13 protein-coding genes are annotated in these 24430 nt (G+C 62.4%); all 13 read right to left on the minus strand.

Annotated features, from left to right (window positions below):
- Positions 1–93 precede the first annotated feature (93 nt).
- Positions 94–7764 carry a two-partner secretion domain-containing protein gene (locus tag JJD66_RS26250; protein WP_234452345.1) on the minus strand — a complete coding sequence of 2557 codons (7671 nt, stop codon included), beginning with the start codon at positions 7762–7764 and terminating at the stop codon, positions 94–96.
- Between the two features lie 30 nt (positions 7765–7794).
- Entirely contained in the window at positions 7795–9516 is a 1722-nt protein-coding gene (locus JJD66_RS26255; RefSeq protein WP_200649382.1) for a ShlB/FhaC/HecB family hemolysin secretion/activation protein, read from the minus strand.
- A 493-nt stretch (positions 9517–10009) separates the two neighbouring features.
- Positions 10010–10486 carry a poly-beta-1,6-N-acetyl-D-glucosamine biosynthesis protein PgaD gene (gene pgaD, locus JJD66_RS26260; protein WP_003187480.1) on the minus strand — a complete coding sequence of 159 codons (477 nt, stop codon included), beginning with the start codon at positions 10484–10486 and terminating at the stop codon, positions 10010–10012.
- Between the two features lie 2 nt (positions 10487–10488).
- A complete protein-coding gene (gene pgaC, locus JJD66_RS26265) occupies positions 10489–11829 on the minus strand; it encodes a poly-beta-1,6-N-acetyl-D-glucosamine synthase (RefSeq protein ID WP_198716351.1) in 1341 nt (446 codons plus the stop codon).
- Positions 11830–11831: 2 nt separating this feature from the next.
- A complete protein-coding gene (gene pgaB / locus JJD66_RS26270) occupies positions 11832–13829 on the minus strand; it encodes a poly-beta-1,6-N-acetyl-D-glucosamine N-deacetylase PgaB (RefSeq protein ID WP_198716350.1) in 1998 nt (665 codons plus the stop codon).
- 12 nt (positions 13830–13841) lie between these two features.
- A complete protein-coding gene (pgaA, locus tag JJD66_RS26275) occupies positions 13842–16322 on the minus strand; it encodes a poly-beta-1,6 N-acetyl-D-glucosamine export porin PgaA (RefSeq protein WP_198716349.1) in 2481 nt (826 codons plus the stop codon).
- A gap of 336 nt (positions 16323–16658) precedes the next feature.
- Positions 16659–18155, minus strand: coding sequence for a YdgA family protein (locus JJD66_RS26280; protein WP_200649383.1), 1497 nt, complete (start codon positions 18153–18155; stop codon positions 16659–16661).
- A gap of 146 nt (positions 18156–18301) precedes the next feature.
- A complete protein-coding gene (locus JJD66_RS26285) occupies positions 18302–18934 on the minus strand; it encodes a hypothetical protein (protein WP_019819550.1) in 633 nt (210 codons plus the stop codon).
- Between the two features lie 81 nt (positions 18935–19015).
- Complete coding sequence (locus JJD66_RS26290; RefSeq protein ID WP_014716387.1) at positions 19016–20458, minus strand: efflux transporter outer membrane subunit; 1443 nt, start codon at positions 20456–20458, stop codon at positions 19016–19018.
- Entirely contained in the window at positions 20455–21345 is an 891-nt protein-coding gene (locus JJD66_RS26295) for an efflux RND transporter periplasmic adaptor subunit (RefSeq protein ID WP_198716347.1), read from the minus strand. Before JJD66_RS26295 ends, JJD66_RS26290 begins: the two co-directional genes overlap by 4 nt.
- Positions 21342–21551, minus strand: a complete 210-nt coding sequence (locus JJD66_RS26300; RefSeq protein ID WP_003187469.1) for a DUF1656 domain-containing protein — start codon at positions 21549–21551, stop codon at positions 21342–21344. The genes JJD66_RS26295 and JJD66_RS26300 overlap by 4 nt, the downstream gene beginning before the upstream one ends.
- A complete protein-coding gene (locus JJD66_RS26305) occupies positions 21548–23626 on the minus strand; it encodes an FUSC family protein (protein WP_200649384.1) in 2079 nt (692 codons plus the stop codon). The genes JJD66_RS26300 and JJD66_RS26305 overlap by 4 nt, the downstream gene beginning before the upstream one ends.
- Positions 23623–24042: a MarR family winged helix-turn-helix transcriptional regulator gene (locus tag JJD66_RS26310; protein WP_105225339.1), complete on the minus strand. Its 420-nt coding sequence runs from the start codon at positions 24040–24042 to the stop codon at positions 23623–23625. Before JJD66_RS26310 ends, JJD66_RS26305 begins: the two co-directional genes overlap by 4 nt.
- Positions 24043–24430 lie beyond the last annotated feature (388 nt).

Here is a 24430-nt window from a genome sequence, read left to right on the forward strand (position 1 = left end):
GCTGAAGCCTTGAGCTTGACTGAGTTGAATGATGGCGCGCTCTTCGACGCTGAGTTCGGAATAGGACATAGGGGCAGCACCGTACCGGAAAGGTCAGGTGTTGCACTCAGTTTTCGCGGCCGCCGGGCTATTGATCCAATTGACACCATCCTTACCAGCCTGAAGTAGATTTGCCGGGATGTCTGTCAGATGAGTGATCGTGTCATAGACCTTACCTGGCCAATCTACAGCCCTATCAACAAACCCGGACCCCATCTCGCCAGCGATATATCCCAACTCGTGAGCGGGTTCATAGCCAGTCCAGACTAGCTCGCTTCTATCAATTCCATTCCAATAAGAATCCAAGGCATCCTTGTACTCTCCAGGCGTCATTCCTTCTTGATAGTTCGCTAAATCCACCTGACGAATCTGATCAGCTCGCTCCATATCTCGAGCTTTATCAAGACTGTCCATCGCTTGCGTGATACTTCGCTTACAACCGGCGACGTCTCCTCCACGTGCATTACATCCTTCACGCGCTTTGTCCGCCGCTTCTATCTCCCCATGCAATAGCCAGTTGTACTGAGTAGCGTTGCCCGCCACCCATGCTCCGGTCTGCAAACTCTCACCGTCAGCATCACTGTCCACCGACGCCGCAAGCACACCAATCAACTGCGAGCTCATCACCAGCAAGCTCTTTCTCTTATCCTCCGGCATGCTGGCGTACTGTTTGGCGAGGCTGTCTACCAGGGCTTCGTTCACACCTGCTGCCAACGCACCAGTACGGAAATCGCCGCCGGCGGCTTCAGCTGCCAGCCCGCCCATCAACGCATGCAGCCCAATCTTGGTGATACCGCCGTCGGCGAACCGATTCTTGGAGACATCACCAATCATGTTGAAGCCATAGGCAGCAAATGCATTGGCAAGGCTGCTTTGCAATGCATCCCCGAGGCTGGCTTCTCCTCCCAGCGCTTTAGTCAGGATGGCCGATGTGCCGTTTTGCAGAACCTGATTCGCAGTAAATTGACCAACACCTTGCCAGGTACTCAATGGGCTCGCGGATGTCACTGCGCCCGAGTTAGGTAGCGCAGTAGTAGTGCCTGTCTGCGTGCTGGTCCAGTCGTCATAGAACCCTGCGGTCAGCCCTGCGGTAACACCCGAGACAACATAGCCCCGCATCGCATCGCTGGAGGTTACGTCCTTGACCACTGCGCCTAAATTGCCACGATTATTGATTGTGCTGATAGCACCATTGCTGGCCATGCCGGCAAGCACAACGCTGCCCGCAGCATTGGCCCAGCCTGCGGCAGATGTGGCTGTGGCAGCAGCCGTCGCCCCAGCCATCGAGGTACCCGTCCCAGCGGCGGCAATTGCGCCGCTTGCTGCCCCCATCGTGAAGTAGGTAACAATGATCGCTATGACAATTTGCGCGCCGGCGCCCAGGCCGGAATTACTGTATTTGAAGCTGTCGTGCAGCTCTTTGACCTCGCGCCAGTCAACATCGCCACGCTGCTCCATTTGCTTGATCCAGGCGAGGCTTGGGTCCGCCTGGACCATCGCGTCGATGGTCTGGCTTACCGTATTCTGGTTAACCTGCCTTACATCAATCTTCAAGCCGTCCACGGCCTTGATTGCCAGCTCGCCCTGCGCCACCAACTCACTCTGACGCAACGTCTCGTCGGTATTCCCCTTGCCCTTCGCGCTGGTCCACGCCAGGTCACTCTTGCTCTTCTCGTGGCTCTCCTGGTGCAGGTCTTTGACCGCCTCGAAGGTCACCGCGCCGCCACTGGTGATGGCCAGGTCCTTACCGCTCTCAAGCTTGGCCCGCTGATACAACTGATCACCGCCACTGACCAGCGACAGATCACCACCAGTCTTGATCTCAGTCCCCACATTCGTGACGTGGGTCACCTCATCACGCTTGGTCTTCTTCGCGCCCCAGCCCCCCTTCTCCTTCATGTCGTAAAGGCTGTAGGTGCTGTTCTGCGCCGCCAACAGACTCAACTTATCCCCGCTATACAGATAAGCCTCATTCCCCGCACTGATCCTGCTCGCCACAATCGTGGTATCACGCCCGGCCTGGCTGACAAAATCCCCACCCGCCGTCAGTACGCTCGCCACTTGAGTAGTCTGGTCGTCCGAGGTCTTGATGCGTTTTTTGCCGTCCTTTTCCTTGCCCTCAACGTTGTGCATGTCGCTGACCGAGGCGACGTTGAGGTCGCGGCCGGCAGCGATGGTGAGGTCTTTGCCGGCGGTGGCATTGCTACCAATGATGTTGACGTCTTGGCCGGCCTGCATGTTGAGGTTGCCGCCCGCCGTGACGCTGGCGGCGAGGTTTTTGACGTCGGTGGTGATGCTGGATTTCTCGCCGCCGTCGCGGGTCTCGTGTTTGACGCTGGTGTCGCTGGCGGCGATGAGGTTGAGGTCGCGGCCGGCGGTTAAGTTGGCGTCGTTACCAGCGGTGAGTGCGCCGCGGTTGGTGAGGTCGCGCCCGGCGTCGATCGCGAGGTTTTCGCGGGCGACGATGGTGCCGGCGCTGGTGTCGGTGAGGGTGCGCATACCGGCGCCGTCACGCACCTGGATGGCGGTGGTTTCGTTGGTGATATCGCCTTTGAGCGCCGTGAGGCTGACTTGCTTGCCGCGGATTTCGCCGGCCATGGCGTTGCGGATGCTGTCCTGGGCCAGCAGGCTGAGATTGTTGCCGGCTTCGACCAGGCCGCCGGTATAAATGCTGCCGCTACTGATGGCGGAGAGGTTGTTGCTGGCGCGCAGGGTGCCGACGTTGATCAGGTCGCCGCCGGTGACCAGGTTGAGGTCGCGGCCCTGGATGAGGCTGTTGCCGCGCACGTTGCGCGAGTCGGCCTGGGCCAGGTACAGCACCGGCACGAGGACGGTCTGGCCGTCGATGACGCGGTTTTCCATCCACACGATGTCGTGGGTCAGGGCGCCGACTTGCTGGTCGGTGAGGGCCACGCCCAGGCTCAGGCGCAGGGCGTCTTTGCTGGCAAGGCCGTTGTCCATCAGGTAGCGGAACTGGTCGGCGTCGCTGTACAGGCCGCCGGCGAGGAAGCGTTGGCCGGTTTGCGCGAGGACGGCGTCGCGGATCAGGCGGGTTTCGTACTGGCCGTCACCGAGGCGGCGCCAGGCGTTGTCGGCGGTGAAACCGAGTTTGCCGAGCATGTAGTCGGAGCTGAAGAAGCCCGACACCGAGGTGAATTCGGGGTTGGTCTCGATCAGGTAGTGGCTGGTGGGGTCAGCGTTTTTGACGAACAGGCCGTATTCGCCCTTGGGCAGTTGGAAGGTGGGCGAGGTGGTGGGGTCGACCGGGGCGAAGGCAGTGCCGGTGTAGTCCACAGGCACGAAGCCGCCACCGGGGGCCACGCCTACCACGGGCAATACGCTGCCGGGCGCCTGGGCGCTCGGGTCGTTGGCGTGTTTGCTCAGGTTGATGTTGATGCCGCCGACGGGGATGCCGGTCTGGTCGTCGCCGAGGGTGCCGGTTAACTGCGCCAGGGTGTTGTTGTGCAGCGTGCCGTTTTGCAGGGTGCGGGCGACGTTGAGGTTGACCGTGCCGCCCGCTTGCAGGGTGGCGTCGTAGCCGGGGCCGCTGTTGTTGGTCCAGGTGGTGACGTCACTTGCGTAGGCGAACGGCAGGCTATTGGGTGAGCGGCTTTTGAGTTCTTCGAAGCGCGCCTTGTCGAAATTCCCAGCCGCCGTGGCCGCATTGAACGCGGGCACGTCGACGTATTGCATGCGTTCAAACAAATCGTCGGAGACGTGACCTGGCGTGCCGATGACAAGCTTGCGCTGGCCCGTGCGCGTGGCGGCGCCCTGGTTGAGCAGGTCACCGGCGGTGATGCTCAGGTCGCCATTGGCGGCCATCAGGCTGTAGCGGTTCTGCACCGTGTCGCCTTGCAGCAGCATGTTTTTGCCCGCTACCAAGCGCGCCGCTGCCGAGTCCTTAGTCGCCGCCTCAAGGTACGTTTCATAGATGGTGATCTCGCCGCGTTCCCAGTTGTCGCTCTCGCCGCAGTGCTGGCCACAGATCCAACTCAAGCTGCCGGTGGTCAGCGTTTGCCCGAGTTCGAATTCATCTTTGGCGTTTTCGATAAAGCCCGCATTGATGCCGATCGAGCCTTCGCTTTCCACGGTGCCGGAGCGGTTGCTGAACAGCACGGCACGCCCGCCATCGCGAGCGGCGAAGCTCAGGTTGCCTTTGCTGTAGACATCGCCATAGCTGTTGCTGAAACCATTGCTGCGCAAGGTCATGTCGCCGCCGCTGAACAGCAGCGTGTCGGCGGCATTGGTGATGCCGTTGACCGCGGTGAGGTTCACCGCGCCCTGGGCACCGAGGGTGCCACGGTTGTTGATTTGCGCGGCGGCGATATCCAGTTGCTGGCGGGCGGTGAGGAACCCGAGGTTGTCCAGGGTGCCGCCCAGGGTCAGGCGCGCATTGGTTGCGGCCAGGCGGCCGCCGTTCTGGCTGAGGTTGTTGGCGGCGACGCTGAGTGTTTGCAGGGCCGAGACGCGGCCGCTATTAGTGATATCGCCGGTGGTGATGCTGATGTCGCCGTCGCTGAGCAGTTCGCCGCCGTTGTCCAGGCTGGCCACGTTGAGGATCAAGCCCTTGGCGCTGGCCATGCGGTCACCGGCCTTGAGGGCCAGCCCTTGGTCGCTCTTGTAGGTGAGCACGTCGTTGAGTTGCACACGGCCCAGGCCGTCGACGTTGCCGAATGCCCAGTCGGCGCTGCCCATGCCCTGGATATTGCCCTGGCTGCCTGCGAGGCTGGCGGTGTTGAGGTGGAACAGGCCGGTGCCGGCGTGTTGCAGCATGCCGCTCTGGTTGTTGAGGCTGGCGGCGTCAAGGCTGAAGGCCTGGCTGCCGAATTCGAGGGTGCCGTTCTGGTTGTTCAGCGCGCCGCTGAGGTTGAGTTTGCTGCTGGCGCCGCCCAGTGCACGCAGTTGCCCGTTGGCGCTGTTGTCCAGGTTGCCGCCGGTGAGGGCCAGGCCCTGGTTGGCTTCGATCAGGCCGCCCTGGTTGGTGAGCGTGTCGCGTGAGGTCAGGTTGAGCTGGTTGCCGCTGATCTGGCCGCCCGCGCTGTTGTCGAGGGTGGCGCCGCTGACGGTCACTTGCTCTTTGCCGAACAGCTTGCCGCCACGGTTGGCCAGGGCTTCTACGGTCAGTTGCAGGTTGCCGACCAGGCTGGCCATCAGGCCGCCGCTGGCGTTGTCGACGCTGTTGGCGGTGACGCTCAGGCTGTCGCCCTGCACGGTGCCGCCCTGGTTATCCAGGCGGGTGGTGTTCAGTTCGGTGAGGGCGCCGCCGCTGAGGATCAGGCCCTTGCGGTTGCTCACATCCTGGCCGCTGTAGCTCAGGCCTTCGGCGCCGGCCAGCAGTTGGCCGTTGTCGTTGTTCAGGTGCTGGGCGGCGATGTCCAGGCGCTTGCCGCGCAGGGTGCCGCCGTCGTTGTTAAGGGTGGTGAGCTGCTTGACCAGCACGCTGCGTTCGCCCGCGTCGATCTGGCCGCCGACGTTGGTGAGCAGGTCGCTGACCTTGAGCACCACGTCGCCGCCATCGCTGACCAGCGCGCCTTTGTTGCTGTTGGTGAAGGTCTGCGCGGTGACGTCGACGGTCTGGCCCAGCAGGATGCCGGCGCTGTTGTCGAAGCGCTCGCCTTGCAGTTGCAGCAGGCCCTCGCTCTGGATGCGGCCCTGGGCGTTGAGCAACTGGCCCGGGCCTTTGAGCAGCAGGCTTACGCCCTGGGCACCACCGGCCAGCAGGCCGGCGTTGCGGTTGTCGAGGCCCGAGGCGCGCACGTCGAGGTGGTCGCCCAACACGCGCCCGGCGCGGTTGTCGATGTCGCCGCCGGCCACGTCGAGCAGCAGTTGCTTGCCGACGATCGTGCCGCCCTGGTTATCCAGGTTGGCGGCGTGCAGTTCGATATCGCCCTGCCCGGCCTGCAAGCGGCCCTGGGCGTTGTTGAGCTGTTGCGCGGCGGTGAGGGTGAGCTTGCCGGTGTCGGCGCTCAGTACGCCGCCTGCGTTGCTGCTGAGGGCGCCGGCCGTAACGTTCAGATCGGTGCTGGCCTGAGCGAAACCCTGATTGTTATTGAAAGTGTTGGTTACGGCGAGGTTGAGCGCGCCACCGTCAGCCTGGATCAAGCCCTTGAGGCTGTTGTCGAGGTTGCTGGCAGTGACGGTCGCGGTCTTGGCCACCAGTACGCCGTTCTGGTTGTTCAGGTTGCCGGCGTTGACGGTCAGGTCGTTGGCGATGACTTGGCCGCCGCTGTTGTTCAGGTCGGCACTGGTGAGCACCAGGCTGCCACCGGCCATTTCGATACGGCCCTGGCGGTTGTCCAGGGAGGCGCTGTTGAGCGTGGCGGCCTGGCCTTCGCCGAAGCGGATCAGGCCGCCGAGGTTGACGATGGCGGGCGAGTTGATCGCCAGGCTCTGCTCACCATACAGGCGCGCAGTGGCGCCCTGGTTGGTGAGTTTGGCGCTGCTGACCTCGACGGTCTTGGCCTGAATAATCGCGCCCTGGTTGGTCAGCGCTTGCGCGGCGGTAATCGCCAGGGCGCGGCTGGCCAGCAGGTTACCGCTGGTGGTGACGGTTTGCGCGTTCACCACCAGGTCGCCCGTGGTGTTGCGGCTGTTATCGGCGGCAACGCCGGCTTCGATGATGCCGGGGTTGTTCACGCTGGCCGCGTTGATCTCGATGCGCTGGCCGGCGGCGATGCTCTTGCGGTTGACCAAGGCCTGGGCGCTGGTGACCTGCACATTGCCGTTGGCGTAGACCTTATCGGTGAGGTCGACGTTTTGCGCGGTGACTTTGACGTTACCGGTGGCCACCGTTTGCGCCATGCTCAGGCGCCCGTTGGCGTCGAGCTGAATATCGCCACCACTGGCGGCCAGGGTGCCGTCGAGCTTCACGCCCACACCGGCCTCGGTGCCCACCAGTTTGATCGCGCCGGCATACATGCCGCCCAGGGCCGAGGAGTCGATTGCCAGCTCGGGTTTGGCGCTGCCGTCATCGGCGCGGGCGGTGGTTTTCAGGCTTTGCGCATCGACGTCGTTGCGCCCGGCGATCACGTTGAGTTCGCGGGCGTTGATTTGTGCGTTGATCTTGGCCGAGCGGGTGATGATGTCGAAGCGTTCGACGTTGCTGGCGTTCAAGCCCTGGCCGTCGATGGTCACGGCGCCGCCATCCACTTCATAGCGCTGCAATTGACCGCTGGCGTCGAGCACCGGTTTGCCGGTGGTGAGGGTGACGTTGGGGGTGTTGATAAAGCCGCAACCGCTGCACGTCACGCCGTACGGGTTGGCGACGATGACCTTGGCCGACTGCCCCGCCACTTCGGTATAGCCGCGCAACTGGCTGGGGCTGCCGCCGTTGACTTCGTTGAGGATGACGTTCGCCGCGCCGCCCTTGAGGTTGGGGTTACCGACAATGATCCCGCCCAGTTGGGTGTTGACCATGGCGGTGTTGCCGTTGTTGAGAATCACGCCGTTGGGGCCGACGTTGTAGTCCTTGAACTGGTTATGGGACAGGCCCGCGCCATTGGGGGTGGCGATGTTTACCACCGGCACGCCATTGCCCGCCGCGCCCACGGTGGTGCCCGGCGCACTGACCACGATGCCCTCGGCCTGGGCCAGCAGCGGCTGCCAGAACAGCGCGTTGGCAAGGATCAACGCCAGCCCGCGCTTGGGCAGGCCGAAGAACGCGTCCCGGCGCTTCAGGGCGGCAGAACGTTGGCGGGCCAGGAAGGCGAATTGGCGAACATCCATTGTCAGGCTCTCATGCAGCGGGGCGTTGAATTACAGGAAAAAATCCATGCGGAAGTAGATCGGCGCTTCGCGCTCGGTCACCACACCGGGTCTTTCTAACGAATGGGCAAAGGTCACGCTGGTGCTGAGGTGTTTGCCACGGGCGAACAGCTCCAGGGAGTTGCTGGACACCCGGCCATGCACGTTGCCGTTGTAGCGGTCGTTGCGGATCACGCCCTGGTCGTAGCCAACGCTGGCGCCGTACTCGGCGAAGGCCGGGCGCATCCAGTCGAGGGTCACCGGGCGCGCCCAGCGCACTTCGTTGCGCCAATAGCCGCCGCTGTCGCCGGTCAGCAATTGGTCCTTGAAACCGCGCACCGAGGCCGAGCCGCCAAGGCTCATGCGCTGCGGCGAAAACAGCGGGTCTTCACTGCGTTGCCCGGTGGCCAGACTGCTGAAGCTGAACGACTCGCCCCACAGGCTGAACGGTTGCAGGTAGCTGACGGTGGCGGTGTATTTACGGTAGCGCGAATTCGGCTGGCGACGGCCTGCTGGGTCACGCTCGTCTTGGGCCTGGGCGTCGAGCAGGCCGATGCCGCTTTGCATGCCCAGGTCCAGGTTGACGAAGGCACTGCCGATGCGCCGACCGTGGTTGACGCCCAGTTGCAGTTCGCTGAGGCGGTTGCTACTGGGCGCGGTGCGCACGTCGAGGATGTAGTTGTTGGTGCGCAGGTGCGCCAGGCCGACGTTGACCGAAGTCTTGCTGACGTCATCGCGATGGATCACCCGCTCGGCGCGCAGTTGGTGGTTCTGGTTGTCGCCGTCCTGCTTGTATTTGAAGCCGTCGGTTACGCCGTAGGTGCGGTAGTCGCTTTCGCTGTAGGTGTAGCTGAAGTTCCACCAGCCCCATGGCAGGTTGTAGTAGAGCATGGTGTTTTTCGAGGTTTTCTGGTGGTCGCTGATGGCGTCGTGGCCGCCGCGCAGCATCAGTTGGTCACCCAGGCCCAGCGGGCTGTCCCACTCAAGGCCCGCGCCCCATTGCTGTTCGCCGGTGCTTTTCTGCCCGTCGTTGTTGCGCGACAGGCTGGCGCGCCAGGGCTTTTGCGCGGTGTTCTTGACCACCACGTCGCTGCCGCCGATTTGCTTGCCGGGGGTGAGCTCCATCTGCGCCTGTTTGGACGGCAGGCGGTTGAGCTGGTCCACCAGTTGCTCGATCTCGCGCAGGTTCAGTGCTTCACCGACTTTGCCGGGAAACGCCATGGCCAGTTCGCGGTCGGTCACCGTGCTGCCTTCGGCGCTGCGCAACGCTTCGAGTTTGCCTTCCACCACCAGCACTTGCAGATGGCCGGTGGAGAGGTCTTGCTGCGGCAGGTACGCACGGCTGGTGACGCGGCCTTTGCCCAAGTAGTAGTCGGTGATGACCTTGAGCAGCTCGTTGAGCTGGGACACGCCCAGGCACTGGCCGATGTAGGGCTTGAGCAAGCGCTCGCGGTCGGGCGCCGGCAGGCTGTCGGCGCCTTTGAGTTCGATGGTTTTGATCGGGAAGCAACGGGTGTCGGCCGTGGTTGCCGGGGCTTGGGGCTTGTCCGCTTTGCCGGGCAGGTCCTGCAGCTCCTGCAGGCGCCGCTGTTGCTCTTCAAGCAAGCGGTTCTGCCGGTCGCGGATCAAGTCCTGATCGCCAGGCGTGGGGGCGGCGGATGCACTGTTCAGGCCCATGCAGGTGAGCAGGAGGGTGCAGAGCAATAACCGGGTCCATGGCAATAACGAAGACATGTTCGATCCATCGAAAATCAAGGGCCGCGAAACTAACATCGAACTTCCAGCCCGCCTAGAAACGGGCGACGTGGGGCCGTTCGACTGATTAGTTTTCTAACCTGTTGATTATTAATAATAATTTTTCATCAAAAGAGTTTAAGTCGGGCACTTACGGTGATTATTCCGACAAGCGGCAACTGTTTTGATGGCGATTCGACGAATGACTTTCCGACTGCCATTACTTAGCCATCAGGTGTTCGTCGAGTTAGGTTAGTACCGGAGAAGGGGGAAAAGTTCGCGGGGGTTTTGTGAATTGGATCCCATTTATCGGAATTCCAACAAGAGGAGTGAACCACTGCAAGCCATGGGTGGAAATACTACCTGTGGGAGTGGGCTTGCCCGCGAAGGCGGTGTGTCAGTCAATAAAACTCTTACTGCACTACCGCTTTCGCAGGCAAGCCAGCTCCCACATTGGAGCTTCAATTGCTTTGAGCATTGCGTTCGCTTGACTCTAGCCAATGCCCTTGTCTTTGTCGGGCACCAGGGTCAGGCCGGGGCGTTCGACGTCGCGGGAGACGTGGGACTTCACTTCTTCGACGCCGCCCTCTTCATCGTTGTGAATCACCAGCACGCCGGGGCGGCGCAGTTGTTCGAGGTCGCCGTCGCCCAAGTTGAAACTTTCACTCAGGTGCTGGTCGCTCAGTGCATTGGCCTCGGCGCGGCGCTGGGCGAATTTGCGCCCGCGATGCTGCTGATAACGTGCCCAGCTGATCAGGATCACTGCATTGAACAGCGCGATCCACAGGTAAACCTGCAAGGTGTTGAGCGCAGCAAAGATAGGCGCCTCGATGCGTGGGCCGCCGTGGGTTTCAAGCATGGCGCTGATGCCTCGCGCCAGCAGCCAGATCAACCCACCCCACGCCAGCAGGGTCAGCAGCACATCGACGATCCACATCAGTGTGTTTTGGCGAGTTCTGACCAGTTTCATGATCAAGCCTCCTCTTGTGCAGGTTTGATACCACGGTCCGGGCTGACCCAGCGTGCGCGCTTTTGATGCTGGTTAAACAACACCTTGGGAAAGCTGACCAGGGTGGTGAGCAGGCTGACCAGCCAGAACACCATCGGGTACCACACGGTCCAGAACAGGGTTTTCCACAGGTCTTTTTCGTAGCGCCGGTCGATCAGGATGCTGACCGCAAACTGCAGCAGGCACACCATCGCCAGCACCAGGCCGGTAAACGCGGGTGGCACCAAGGAGTCCACGGTAATCGCCGCCGGCAGCGTGACGAATTTACCCACGCCCCAGAAGATCACCGACAGCAGGAAGGTGAAGGCCCAACCGGTGGACAGGCAGTATTCGAACAGCAGCGGCCACAAGTAGCGATGGCGCCATTGCCAGATGCCGCGAATATTCTTGAACAGCACTTCGGCGCCGCCCTGGGCCCAGCGCAGACGCTGTTTCCACAGGCCGCCGACGGTCTCGGGCATGAGGATCCAGCACAGGGCACGCGGCTCGTAGAAAATCGCCCAGTGATCGAGTTGCAGCTTCCAACTGACATCGATGTCTTCGGTGATCATGTCGGTGCTCCAGTAGTCGATGCGGTCCAGCGCCTTCTTGCGAAACGCCACCACCACACCGGAGACCGTGAAGATCCGACCGAATACCCGCTGGGTACGCTTGATCAAACCGATGATCGAGGAGAACTCGCCCACCTGCACCCGGCCAATCAGGGTGGAGCGGGTACGGATGCGCGGGTTGCCGGTGACGGCGCCCAGGCGCGGGTTGTCGAGCATCGGCGCGACCATGTAGGCGGCCGCGTTTTTGTCGAGCAAGGCATCGCCGTCGATGCACACCAGGTATTCGCTGCGGGCGGCCACGGCGCCCATGCGCAGGGCCACGGCTTTGCCCTGGTTCTGCGCCAGGTGCAGCACGCGCAAGCGCGGATGTTGCAACGCCAGGGCATCGAGTACTGCCGCGGTGTTGTCGCTGGAGCCGTCGTTGACCGCGATCACTTCGATGTTCGGGTACAACTGGCCGAGGGCCGCGCCAATGGTGTCAGCGACGTTATCGCCCTCGTTGTAGCAAGGGATGATGATCGAGATCAGCGGCTCGCCGGCCAGGGTCGGCGCCGGCGTGTCTTCTTTCCACGGCCAGTGGCGTTCCCAATGCAGCCAGAAGTACAGGCCACCGGCGATCCACAGCGCCGACATGAACAACGGGTAGAAGAACACGAAGTCCATCAGGAACTGCCCGGTCACCAGGAAGATCAGGCCCAGGGGCAAGCCCAGTACCAGTGCCAACACGAATATAGCCAGGATTCTGTCGAACATGATCAAGGGTTCCACTGGTTGGAAAGGGCCGGACGAATGGTCTTCAAGTCCGGGGAGTTTTCCAGGAAGTTGTCCGGGTAGTAGCCGAAACTGGTGACGCCCTGGCGTTTGAGTACACCCATCCACTCTGCCAATTGCTCAGCGCTGATATCCGGTGCGGCCTGGGTGCGCCAGTCTTTGGCTTGCAATTCGAAGATGGTTTTTTCCATGGCGCCGGGGCGCGTCTTGACCGTGGCGATGAGTTTTTCCAGCCAGGCGTTGGAGGTCTTCACTTCCTGGCCTTCCATCAACGGCATGGCCATCGGCGCGGTCCAGTCGTAGGCCTGGAGGAAGTCATCGAGGTTCTGCGCGAACCAGGTTTCGCTGCCAGGGTTGAGCATAGGCTCGGCGAAGATATTGCGCGCCGTCAGCACCTGCGGGCCACGAATAGCGCGGACCTTGGCCGTGAGCTCATGGGTGAAGTCGATCAAGTAGCGGCTTTTGAAACGGGTCCAACGTTGCATCACCGCCGGGTCGGCACGCAGGGCGGCGATGGTGTCCGGCAGGCCTTGGGCCGCGTAGGCCTTGAGCGCTGCGGGGCTGGCGTCTTCGAAGTCGTTGAACACCGCATCATCGTGGTAAAGGATGCCGTCAATCGGCCCTACACGCGCCAGGTCTTGGTAAATCTCACCGATGACCTGCCGCACCTTGGGATCAAATGGCGACAGGCGTTTGTATTGATCCGGGTCGGGGCCGACCTGGCCGGTTTTCGGGTCCCAGCGGGTGACACGCGGCAGCTTGGGGTCCAGGGCAAAACTCAGCACCGGCATCCAGGCGTACACACTGGCATGGGCACGGGTGTGCAACTGCCAGGCGACACGGTTGAACAGGTCGGCCCGCATCGGCAGGTGACGGTTAGGGAAGTACAGCGAATGCACCAGGCCGTCGCCCTTGGGGTCGGCAAAGGCTTGCAGGAAGACGGTGCCAGCACCCATGTCCACCACGCGCTGAACCAGCACGTCGAGGTTGCGTGCCTGCTGGGCCGGGTCGGGGTCGTACACGTTGTCCAGGTCTACGTGCAGCACGCGCATCGGCGCTTTGGTCTGCACGGCCACCATGCTGTTGGCAAAATGCTCGCCGTCCGGGTCGGAGGCCACCAGAAAGCGTGGGCTGTTCATCAGGTTGCCGAGGTCGTCGAGCCCGTCTTCCAGGGTCAGCGCCATCTCGTAGCCGTGCTCGCCGACCACCGCCAACGAGGTGCCATCGGCGGCCCCGTATGGCCACACCCATACACGCGGCGCCTTGCCGGTGACGGTTCGGATTTTGTTCGAAATCGCGGCGACGTCAGCCCGCATACGCGCCTGGAACTGCGCTTCGCTTTCGTAGCCGTTGGTTTTGGGGTCAAAGCTTCGCGTGGTGGCGGCCGGTTCCAGGTTGCCCTGGGGGTTGGCCAGGATGCCTTTGTGATTGGCATCGGTGTGGGCGGCGATTTCCACCAGGCCAGACTGCGACACCTCGCGAATCTGCTGCCACGTCAGGAACTCTCCCCGTGGTCGTGGCGTACCGGCAAAATCCACCGGTTGGTTCAACGGCGTGTCGATCCAGGACCCCACCGGTGCCAGCAATGCAGGCCAGTGGTAGGCACGCAGAATCGGCATCACGCGGGTGTAGAAGCTGGAATAACCGTCATCGAAGCTGAGCATCACCGCCTTGGGCGGCAATGCCGGGCCGCCACGCCTGGCCGCCAGAATCTGGTCGACACTGACCGCCTGGTAGCCATTCTCCCGCAGCCACGCCAGCTGCTCGATCAAACGCTCTGTGCGCACCGCCACCACGGCTTGATCGGGGTCGCGATCTTCTACGTCGTGATAGGCAATGCCCAGGAAGTGGTTCTTCGGCCACGGCGCTTCGTTGGGCGCTATCGGCCGTTCGGCGGGTGGAGTGTAGGGCGCGGGTTGTTGGGCGCAGGCGGCGGCCAGCATTACACCCAGGACCAACAAGCAACGGCTGAGGACGGTCATGGTCAGGCTCTTTTAGAAACGGTAAGTGAGGTCGACGAGCAGGCGCAGATCGCGTTCGCGATCACCGTCATAAGGTCGGCTGATCAGGCTGAGGTTGGCGCCCATTTCCAGTACGTCGTTCCAGCGATAGCGTTGGCCGTAGCCAATCAGGCCAATACCGCCGGTGGAGTAGTCACGCTGGCTGTAGGTACCCGCGCCGATTTGGAACTGCTGACTCCACTGGGTTTCGTAGCGGTGATAGAGCACGTGATTGACGTTGATCATGGGCAACACCGTGAAGTCCGACTTCGGGTTGAAGTACACGGTGTCTTCCTTGCTGTTGCGGCTGGCACCCACTTCCAGGCCCAGGTCCACTTGCACATGGGGCGAGCTGTAGAGGCCCTCGCGGCCGGTCAGCAAGGCTTCGAAGCGGTCGTTGCCGTCGCTGAAATGGGACGGGCTGAGGGTCAGTTTCCACTCGCGGCTTTCGTTGGCGCGCCAGCGGATAAAACCACTGCCGCCGTTGGCTGTGACGCCGTCATTCAGAGCCCGCAACGGCGTGGTGCTGAGCAAATAGCCAAGGCTGCCGCCGTATTGCCAGTGGTCGTTGATGTCGCGGGCAATCGACACGCTGGCGCCTTGCTTGGAACCGTCGCCATAGGAGTGGTTGGACACTTCGGCTTCGATGGTCATGTCACGGGTGCGACGTTCCACGCCCACGCGCTGCCAGCGATGTTGGCCAGTACCCTCCTCGAAGTCGGCGGTGGCATAACCCGCGCCGGCGAACAGGCGCCAGTCTTCGTCGATGGGCGGCGTATAGATCACGCTTTCGATGCCCCAGTCTCGGCTGCCGGAGACCGCACCGGCGTCGTTGTTATTACCGCCACCGTAGCTTTTGCCGGTGTAGGCCTCGACACGCAACTCGGCCATGTCGTGTACATCGCGCAGACGGCTCAGGCGCTGCACCTGACGGTTGTCCGGGTTACGGGCGAGCACGTCGTCGGTGAGCGCATCCATCTGCCGCCATTCTTGCAAGTCCATGGCGGTATAGGCTTGGGAGACCTCCAGGCCGATGTCGCGGGGTGCCTGGGTTTCGGTTTCCTTGAGCGTGCCTTCGGCGCGGCGCGGCCAGTCGCGGGCGCGGTACATGTCGGCCTGGGCCAGGCGCAGGCCCACATTGCCGGGTGCCTTGGCCACCAGGGCTTCCAGGCTGGCTTCGCTGCCGGGCAGGTCACCGCCATAGGTACCGGCCTGGGCGGATAATTGTTGGGCGTCCATCCAGTTGTCATTGGGGTTACCAATGGGCAAGCCCTTGAGCTCAACGCGGGGGTTTTGCTCCTTGGCCAGGTTGTTGGCGACCTGGCGGGCCTCTTCGACCTTGTCGCTTTCCAACAAGGCGTAGAACAGCGCCGTGCTGTCATCGACCCGATAGCTGGCATCGGTGTCGGGGGCGGTGAGTACCTGGCGGTACAACGGCTCGGCCTTTTCCGGCTGGCGCTGTTCCAGGTAAGAGCCGGCAACCCAACGCAACGCGTAGGTAGGTAGTTGCACGCCTTCGCCAGTGAGGGTCTGGTAATCGCGGATCACCTCGGCATGCCGTGCTCGCGCTTTGAGCGCGCCCAGGCGGTCAATGCGCCAGCGGATGACGTCGTCCTTGGCTGTGGCGTCCGGCACCCAGCGACTGATCAGTTTGTCGTAGTCCTGCAGGGCACGGTCTGCGATGACGTAGCGTTCCTTCTCGCTGCGCGTGGCGAACTCAGCCATGCGCACACGCTCGGCGGCAAGGTCACCTTCGAGGCGGCGCTGGGTGACCGCATCCACCAGCCCCGGGCGCTTGGCCGAGAGGCGCAGTGCCGGCTCCGGCAGCCGCGCCTTTTGCAGGGCAACGATGTATTCACGCGCCACTTCGGGTTTATCGCCCGCCCGGATAAAGGCTTGGTCGAATTCGAACAGCGCGTCGTAGTTCAGGCCGGCGCGTGTCAGCGCATAACCCAGGGCCATGCGGCGGTTCGGGTCATTGGGTTGCGCCGCCACCATCGTGCGCAAGCGTTGCACCGCTTCGTTGGCCTTGCCGCCATCGGCCTGGGTGAGGGCCTGGCCCAGTTGCAGGTCGACGTTATTGGGTTCACGCAGCAGCGCCTGGCGATAGACCGCTTCGGCCTGAGCCCACTGCTTTTGATTGCGATAAGTGCGCGCCACCGTGGCGAGTGCCTGGGTGGTGAGGTTGCGATGCTTGCCTTGCGCCTCGTACACCTTGAGCACTTCAGCGTCTTGCCCGGCCCAGCCGGCGATCACCAAGTGGTCGCTGACCTGGCCTGGGGTCTGGCGTTCGGCGGAGAGTTGGCGAAGTTGGGTCAGCGCCGGCGTGAAGTGACCGTTGCGGGCCTGGATGATCAGGGCGTCGTAGGCAGGGTCGGCAAATGCAAGGCCTGGGACCAGCAATTGGCTGCACAGTGCGGCTCCGATAAGCAGACGCAACCGGCCTGAGGCACTGTAGGGGTGGTTTCGCAGCATGTCGTGAGCTTCCTTACACACGGAAAGCTCTAACGATAGATGGTCCTGAGCGAAACGCTTCAGGGTGTCGGCGTCTCGGGACCCGACCTAGCTTTCCTGTAAGAACTATCTCTTAGGGAAGTAGGGGGAAGCACAATTCAGAACAATTGTTCAGAATTGTACGATCGCGATTTTTTGCCCTCACACAAAATAAAAGTGGGAGCCGGGTTTGTGTGGGAGCCGGGCTTGCCCGCGATGCAGGCACCTCGGTCGTTCAGCCAGACCGGGGCGATGCTATCGCAGGCAAGCCAGCTCCCACACAAGCCAGCTCCCACATTTTTTTACCGCATTTCAGGTTTATTGGGCGCCGCTGACCGCACCGGCTTTGGACATCACAAAGCTGAGGAACTGCTCAACGGTCATCTTCTGGCCGTTGAAGGTCACCTCGTTGTTGGCGTAGTGCAGCTTGGAAACCACGTCGGTGCCCACCAGGGTCGCCAGTTGAGTACCGACCGCCATGCTGCTGACCATCTCGGCCGCCATCTGCGATTGCTGTTCGATGGCTTTGGGGTCAGTCATGCCGCCCACCTGGGCTTGCAGGGCCGCCACGTCGCTGATCATCGGCTTGGACAGGGTCAGGTTGGCATCCAGCAGCGAGACCATTTGCTTGCCCAGTTCAACCGGCGGCAGCTCCATGGACGTTGGCTTGGTCAGGTCCACCACCAGGTTGAACTTGCTTTCGCCACGGGTGGTTTTGAGCGACAGGTTTTCCACGGCCAGTTGCGGCTTGGCGGCCAGCACCTGGTTGACGTTGGCTTCAGCCAGGGCTTGCTCGGCTTCGGTCATTTGCAGCTCCGGCACCGGTTGACCGGCAGCGGCGGCGGCTTGCACCGGTTGCATCTTGTCCTGGTAGAGCTTGGTCAGCACCAGCATCGCCGGAATGTCGACGTTCTTCATGCTCACGGCCATGGCGGCCGAGCCTACTGCTTTGCCCTGGTAGCCGATCTCGTCGATCTTGTAGTCGACGCGGCCAGCCAGGTTGTTGTCCTTGGTTTCGCTGGAGTCTTTTTGCTCGAAACCCTTGAGGGTCAGCACGGCTTTCTGCGGGCCGAAGGTGACCTTGGTGTCGGTCAGTTCCACGGTGTTCTGGCCGGTGTAGAAACCGAAGGTGGTTTTTTCCAGGTTGCTGGCGACGGTCAGGCCGGCCAGTTCCGCTTCGAACGGTGCGCCTTCGGCGTCCACTGCGGCAACCTTGAGGCTGTTCATGAAGCCTTCGGCCTTGACCTTCTGGCCTTCGGCGCTGCTGTCAAAGTTGAGGTTGGCGCCGGAGAAGCTCACCGAGGAGGTGGCGTCCTTGAATTCCAGGGGCAGCAATTCGATGTTGCCGCTCACCGAACGGCTATAGCCGATATTCGCCACGCCTTTGAGCGGCGACACGTCTTTGCTGGCGGCGAACCATTTTTCGGTGGTGGGGTTCTTTTCCAGTTCGTAGTGACTGGTGGCCATGACCGGCAACCACTTGAGCGTCACCAGGCGCGAGAACGGCAGCGGGCCGTGTTCGATGTGGTCGACGAACAGCAATTCGGGGTTCGGGTTGTCTTCGCCGAACACGCTGCCTTGGCCTTTGAGGCGATAGTGCGCGGTGCTGCTGAACACGCCACGGTCCAGAGACACCAGCTCCAGGGTCACGCTGCCATCGACGCCGGCCATGGAGGTCTGCAGTTCTTTATTGGCGCTCTGGATAGCGGTTTGCAGGACCGGCTCCAGTTGTTTACCGGTGTACCAGGCACCGCCCGCACTGACGGCGCCGACGGCGACAACAAAACCCAAGAAAACAACGGCTGGCTTATTCATGAAGTGACCTGATCAAATCCTGTGAGAAGTGGGCTGTCTTCCTTGAACCCCCGAGGGGATTGGCTCAAGCCCGCCGAAACGGGGGAAGATTAGCACTGGCAGGCGTAAACGGCCCAGCCTTTCAGAGGGATCAGTTCAGCAGGAGTTCAGGAGTACTCCTGCTCGACTTCATCCAATTGGTGATCAAAACTCTTCAAGCGTGCGGTCCAGGTGTACACCAGCACCTCGAACTCGCGATGTATCACGGCATTGCCGGGGGTGTCGGCCTTGGGGTCGCAAAAGTCCAGCTGGTAGCGCTCCCGGGCCATTTGCGTGGCCACGTCGGACAATTCCCGCGCGTTATCCAGCCAGTGCCTACCGTCGGCAACCTGCCGATCCAGCAGCACACATTGTTTTTTCAGGACTTCGAGGCTTTTTTCCAGCGGCGTGCCGGTGAGGTCGCCCATGACTTCCTGGAACGTGCGCCCCGGCTGCCAGTAACTGCCCCAGAAATAGCGATCGAACACGGTTTCGACACGGCGCAGGGCGACCTTGGTGTCCCAGATCGCCACGCGGGTCTTGCCCTGTTCAAGGAGTTTTTTCTTCACCCGCTGGTTTTGATACGACGCCCAGGCCACCACGCCGATGGACAAGGTGCCGATCACCAGGCAGGCGCTGTCGAGGAACACCATGGCCTTGTCGAGTTGATGGGCGAGCATGACGCCGTAAAAATACGCGGCCGATAACAAAACCAGTGCGAAGAGCACGCACCAGAAAGCGGGAGCATAAGGGTTTTTCATTCTTGGAATCCCCATGAGCAAACGCGAGCTTTGTCGGGTGAGGCGCCAGCGGGCCTCACCCAAGAAAGCATAGCAATCACCTCACGGTTTGCCGGGTTTTTGCCCTTGCGTTCGTCCGCTTTCCCAACCGCCGCCCAGGGCCAGGAACAGATCGATCTGGCTCATGGCAACCTGGGTGTTGGCGGCCGCCAATTGCGCACGCATGTCGGTGTAGGTGCGCGTGGCCTGCAAGTCCGCCAGGAAGGATTCGCGGCCGGCCTGGAAGAAGCGATGGGTCTGGCCTGCGGCTTCTCGCGCCGACTGTTCGGCGTCGGCCAGGGCGTCGCGGCGTTGCAACACGGCGGTGTATTGGGCCAGGCCGGTCTGGGTTTCTCGGATGGCGTTGAGCACCACGCCGTCGAAGTGGGCCAGGGCGCCCTGGGTCGCGGCTTCAGCTTCATGCACGCGGGCGCGAGCGCCGTTGGTCGGTACAGTCCAGCTGATCATCGGGCCAAAGCCCCAGCGGTTGGTGGCAGGCGTGCCGAGGTTTTCCAGCAGGCCCACAGTGCCTACCGTGGCGCCGATGCTGATATCCGGGTACAGCGCGCCGGTCGCTACGCCGATGCGTGCGGTGGCGGCGGCCAGTTGGCGTTCGGCCTGGCGCACATCGGGACGGCGTTTGAGCAGCGTGGCGCCATCGCCCACCGGCAGCAGTTGAGCAATATGCGGCAGTTCGGCGCAGGTGCCCGTGCCGGCTGGCAGTTGGTCGACAGGTTTGGCCAGCAACATCGACAGCCGGAACAGCGCCGCCTGACGCGAAGCTTCATAGCGCGGTATGTCGGCGCGCAGGGATTTGTATTGGGTTTGCGAACGAGTCACCTGGGTCTCATCGCCACGCCCGGCATCTCGCAAGCGCTGGGTCAGTTTGGTGCTCTGGGCTTGCAGGTCGAGGGACTCGTTGGCAATCGCCAGTTCTTCGTTGGCCGCACACACCTGGGTATAGGAGCGCACCACATCGGCCACCAGGGTGATGCGGGCGATATCCGCCGCGGCCTGGGTGGCATCGGCGCTGGCCTGGGCGCTTTCGATGCCGCGCTGCAAGGTGCCGAAGAGGTCGAATTGATAGGACGTGGTAATCCCGACGCTACCGATATTGCCTACCGGGACTTTGTCCGGCAGCAAGAAGGCCTCGCCAGATTCCTGCAAACGCTGGGCCTCGGCCTTGACGCCGGCACTCCAGCCGCCAGCGGATTCGGCCTGCTGCACCTGATAACGCGAGCGCTGCAGGTTGGCGGCGGCCACGCGCAGGTCGGTGTTGGAGGCCATGGCCTGGCGTACCAGTTCGTCCAGGCGCGGGTCTTTGTACAGCTTCCACCAATCGGCCGGCACCGGTGCCGACACCACGTTTTTGCCTTCACCCATGATCGGCCCTTGCAGGTCGCCACGGTTGACTGCGGCCTGTTCCGGCAGTTTGTAATCCGGGCCTACAACTTGGCAGGCCGACAGCAACAACCCCAGGGAAGCGGTTGCCAGAAGCCGCTTCATGGTTTGTCCCCGTCTTTAACTTTGTCGTCAATGATCGACACCGTCGCCGTGCGCCCGGCGATCATGCGAAAGTCCGCCGGCACGTCATCGAAGGCAATGCGCACAGGGATCCGCTGGGCCAGGCGCACCCAGCTGAACGCCGGGTTGACGTTGGGCAACAGGTTGGAGCCGCTGCTGCGGTCGCGGTCTTCGATACCGGCGACGATGCTCTGCACGTGGCCATGCAGGCGCGCGTTGTCGCCGATCACACGGATGTCCACGCCCATGCCCACGTGAATGCCGTCGAGCTTGGTTTCTTCGAAGTAACCGTCGATGTGGAAGGAGTTGCTGTCTACCACCGATAGCACCGGGCGCCCGGCGGTGACGAACTCCTGGGTACGCGGTGCGCGGTCGTTGATGTAGCCGTCCACAGGGCTGCGGATCACCGAGCGGTCGAGGTTGAGTTGGGCGGAGTCCACCGTCACTTGCGCTTCGGCCAGTGCCGATTGGGCGCGGGCGACGCGGGACTGGCTCTCTTCCAGTTGCTCGCTGGGCACCAGGTTGCCCAGGCCACGGTTACGCTTGTACTCGCGCTGGGCCTGGGCCAGGGTTTCCTGACGGTCGGCCACGGCGGCCTGGGCTTGGCGCAGGGCCAGCTTGAAGCGGTCCTGGTCGACGGCGAAGAGCACCTGGCCCTTGGTCACCAACTGGTTGTCGCGCACGTCCACGCGCTGGATCAACCCGGACACGTCCGGGGCGATCTGCACGATGTCGGCGCGGATGTGGCCGTCACGGGTCCAGGGCGCAAACATGTAGTACATGACCATGCGCCACACAACGACGACCGCGAAACTCACGACCAACAACGTCAGGACGACACGGCCGATAGTCAAAAAAGGTTTTTTCATGTCATCAGATATCGACTGAGTGAGTCCACCGCGCCCAGCAACAGCGCGTAGAGGCCCACATTGAACAATGCCCGGTGCCAGACCAGGCGATAGAAGTGCATGCGCGTCAACAGCCCGTGCACCACCAGAAACAACACATAAGTAATGCCCATCAGCACCAGCAGCGTGGGCAGGAACACCCCGCTGATATCCAGGTCACCGATCATAAAGGCGCTCCATCAGGTAACGGCGCTTCCATCTCTGTACCGCCAATGAACTCCACACCGGGCAACAGCGCCAGGCGCAGGCCGGCCAAGGCGTGCAGCAGATGCAGGCGCGTGTCGTCTTCGTCTTGCAGGCCCTGACCGTTGAGGGCGCGGCGCGTACGGTCCAGGGTCATCAGCAGACCGCTGGGCGCGGGCAAGCGTTCACCCGCCTTGAGGCAGGCCTTGAAGTAACCGCCCACGCCTTCCACCACTTGGTTGAGCAACACCCGTGGCACACCGAGGATGCGTGGCGAGTAGGCCAGCAGGTCGAGCAGGTTCAGCGCCACGCGCAGGTCGCGCAGGGCGATGCCGGTGTCCTGGCCGGTGAGGGCCAGCCGCGGCAGGTGTTGCATCAGGCGGTCGAGCATTTGTACGGCCATGTGGCGGTGCTCGGCCAGGGTGGCGGGCTCGGTGAGGCTGACGATGTCGCGCCAGCTGAAACGGGTGAGGCGCTTGGCCGCCAATTCAGCGCCGAAGGGCCGGGCGATCAAGGTCCAAACGAACGCGAACAGCAGGCCCACGGGCCCGGCCAGGTTGGCGTTGGCGAAGTTGAGAAAGTCCGCGTCATAGGCGCCCTGGATGCTGATGAACGACGAGGTGTTCACCAGCGTCAGCAACATGCCCAGGTAGAAGCGTGGCTGTACCGTGAGAGTGCCGACGCAGATAAACGGCACGGCGAAGGCCAGCACCAGCATGGGGAAGTCATGCAGGTTGGGCAGCACCAGAAACAGATACAGGCTGGCGAACAGTACCGACATGGCGGTCCAGAAAAAGAACCGGTAGATCTGCGGCGCCGGGTCGTCCATCGAGGCGAAGAAGCTGCAGGCGACGGCGGCAAGGATCACGGCGCCGCCACCATCGGTCCAGCCCAGCAGAATCCACAGCACCGAGGCGACAATGATTGCGGTGACGGTGGAGAACGCTGAGTAGAACATCAGCCCACGGTCGAGGAACGGCGTGAGCCGGCCCAGGCGCCAGTGCCGGTAAACAGCGCGCCAGGTGTCCTGACTTTCGCATTGGATGGCGGCTTGCAGGCTGCGGCAGTCTTGCCACAGGTCGACCCATTCGCCCAGGCGGTAAAGGGCGTTAGAGAACAGCAACGTATGACGGTCATCCAGCGCTTCGCCCTGGGGTTGCGCGGCGTCGATCTTGTCGCGCAGCAGGCGCCAGCTTTCCAGTGGCGCGGCTTCGGTGGTGCTCTGCAGCCAGGCGCTGGCTTCTTCCAGCAACGGCGTGAGCTGATCGAGAAACTCCGGCGCACGGTGCTCAATGGCGTACACCGCATCGTCCAAAGCGTCGATCACTGGCAGCAGGTGAATCATGCGCCCGCGCAGTTCCTTGGTGTTGCGCACCGTCTGCGGGCGCGCACCTTCGTGGGGCAACTGGCCGATCATCAACTCAAGGGTATTGAAGGTGGCGACCATGCCGCCGCGCAGGTTGCTGACTTCTTGCGGGTCGACCTTGCGGCTGAGAAAGCGCTGGCTATAGACCTGGGCGTCGCTGAACCACTTGGCCACCGAGCCATCGAACACCGGCATCAGGCGCCGAGGCCAGAACATCGCGCCCACCACCGCTGCGACTGCGATGCCGAGGAAGATTTCTTCGGTACGCGCCTCCGCCACATCCCAGACTGCCAGGGGGTTATCCACCACCGGCAAGGCGATCAACGGCAAGGTGTAGCCGGCCAGCATCAGGGCGTAGTTATTGGCGGTGCGCAGGTGCATGGACAGAAACAGCAAGGTGCCGGTCCACAACGCAATCACCACCACCAGAATGTAGGGCGACTGCACGAACATCGGCACAAACAGCACCGCCGCCGCCGCGCCCATCAAGGTGCCGATGGCGCGGTACAGGGCTTTGGAACTGGTAGGGCCGACAAACGGGCTGGATACGATATACACCGTGGCCATCGCCCAGTACGGACGCGGCATCTGCATGAGCATGGCGATATACAGCGCGATCATCGACGCGGCGAAGGTACGCACCCCGTAGAACCAGTCGCGGGCAGGCGGGAAGCCGGTAAAAAATCCGTTCAAGGCGATACAGCCTCGGCCGCTTCGAAGGCGCGCAATACACGCAGTGCCGCTTGCAGATCGTCGGGGGCGATATCCGCCAACACGTCCTTGCGCAGGCGCACCAGTTGCGCCTCCACCGCCTGCACCAGCTCACGGCCACGCTCGGTGAGGCTCAGGGCCTTGGCGCGGCGGTCGTGGATGTCTTCGGTGCGGCAGACGTAACCGTCACCGCACAGCCGGTCGAGCAGGCGCACCAGTGATGGGCTTTCCATACCGGAGGCCTGGGCGACCTTGACCTGGTGCACACCGTCGCCCAAGCGACCGATCATCAACAACGGCACGGCGCAGGCTTCGGAGATGCCATAGCCCACCAGCGTGGTCTGGCAGATTTTGCGCCAATTACGGGCGCCCACCACCATGCTGCTGCTGAGGCTCATCTGGAGTTGTTCGAGGGATTGAGGCACTGGATAGTTCGCATACAGTTAGTTTGCTAACTATCAATATGGCGAAGGAAGAGTGTGCCGTCAAGTTTTGAAACAATTTCGCAGATGAGTGGTGGAATGTGGCTTGAGTAAAGCGGGTTTGAGGGTGGGCATCAGCAAATCGCGATATTCGCCATACGACAAACAAAATGTGGGAGCTGGCTTGCCTGCGAAAGCGGTGGTTCAGTTGAGTATTCAGTGACTGACACACCGCCTTCGCGGGCAAGCCCGCTTGTATGCTAGGACTTGAAGGGAGGAGAAGGGACAAAGCCCGATTCTGACTGTTGACGCAGTACAGACCGTGGGAGATTTCGCCCCTCCTCCTTTCACCCAAGCGCCGATA

Source organism: Pseudomonas sp. MF6751 (genome assembly GCF_016613265.1).
In the GTDB taxonomy this organism is placed as follows: Bacteria; Pseudomonadota; Gammaproteobacteria; order Pseudomonadales; family Pseudomonadaceae; genus Aquipseudomonas; species Aquipseudomonas fluorescens_BV.

Bases quoted from the DNA above. Each gene is read 5' to 3' on its own strand.
- pgaC (WP_198716351.1), bottom strand. From the start codon at position 11,829: ATGTTCGACAGAATCCTGGCTATATTCGTGTTGGCACTGGTACTGGGC.
- JJD66_RS26295 (WP_198716347.1), bottom strand. From the start codon at position 21,345: ATGAAAAAACCTTTTTTGACTATCGGCCGTGTCGTCCTGACGTTGTTG.
- JJD66_RS26255 (WP_200649382.1), bottom strand. From the start codon at position 9,516: ATGTCTTCGTTATTGCCATGGACCCGGTTATTGCTCTGCACCCTCCTG.
- JJD66_RS26285 (WP_019819550.1), bottom strand. From the start codon at position 18,934: ATGAAAAACCCTTATGCTCCCGCTTTCTGGTGCGTGCTCTTCGCACTG.
- JJD66_RS26300 (WP_003187469.1), bottom strand. From the start codon at position 21,551: ATGATCGGTGACCTGGATATCAGCGGGGTGTTCCTGCCCACGCTGCTG.
- JJD66_RS26250 (WP_234452345.1), bottom strand. From the start codon at position 7,764: ATGGATGTTCGCCAATTCGCCTTCCTGGCCCGCCAACGTTCTGCCGCC.
- pgaA (WP_198716349.1), bottom strand. From the start codon at position 16,322: ATGCTGCGAAACCACCCCTACAGTGCCTCAGGCCGGTTGCGTCTGCTT.
- pgaB (WP_198716350.1), bottom strand. From the start codon at position 13,829: ATGACCGTCCTCAGCCGTTGCTTGTTGGTCCTGGGTGTAATGCTGGCC.
- JJD66_RS26290 (WP_014716387.1), bottom strand. From the start codon at position 20,458: ATGAAGCGGCTTCTGGCAACCGCTTCCCTGGGGTTGTTGCTGTCGGCC.
- JJD66_RS26280 (WP_200649383.1), bottom strand. From the start codon at position 18,155: ATGAATAAGCCAGCCGTTGTTTTCTTGGGTTTTGTTGTCGCCGTCGGC.
- pgaD (WP_003187480.1), bottom strand. From the start codon at position 10,486: ATGAAACTGGTCAGAACTCGCCAAAACACACTGATGTGGATCGTCGAT.
- JJD66_RS26310 (WP_105225339.1), bottom strand. From the start codon at position 24,042: ATGAGCCTCAGCAGCAGCATGGTGGTGGGCGCCCGTAATTGGCGCAAA.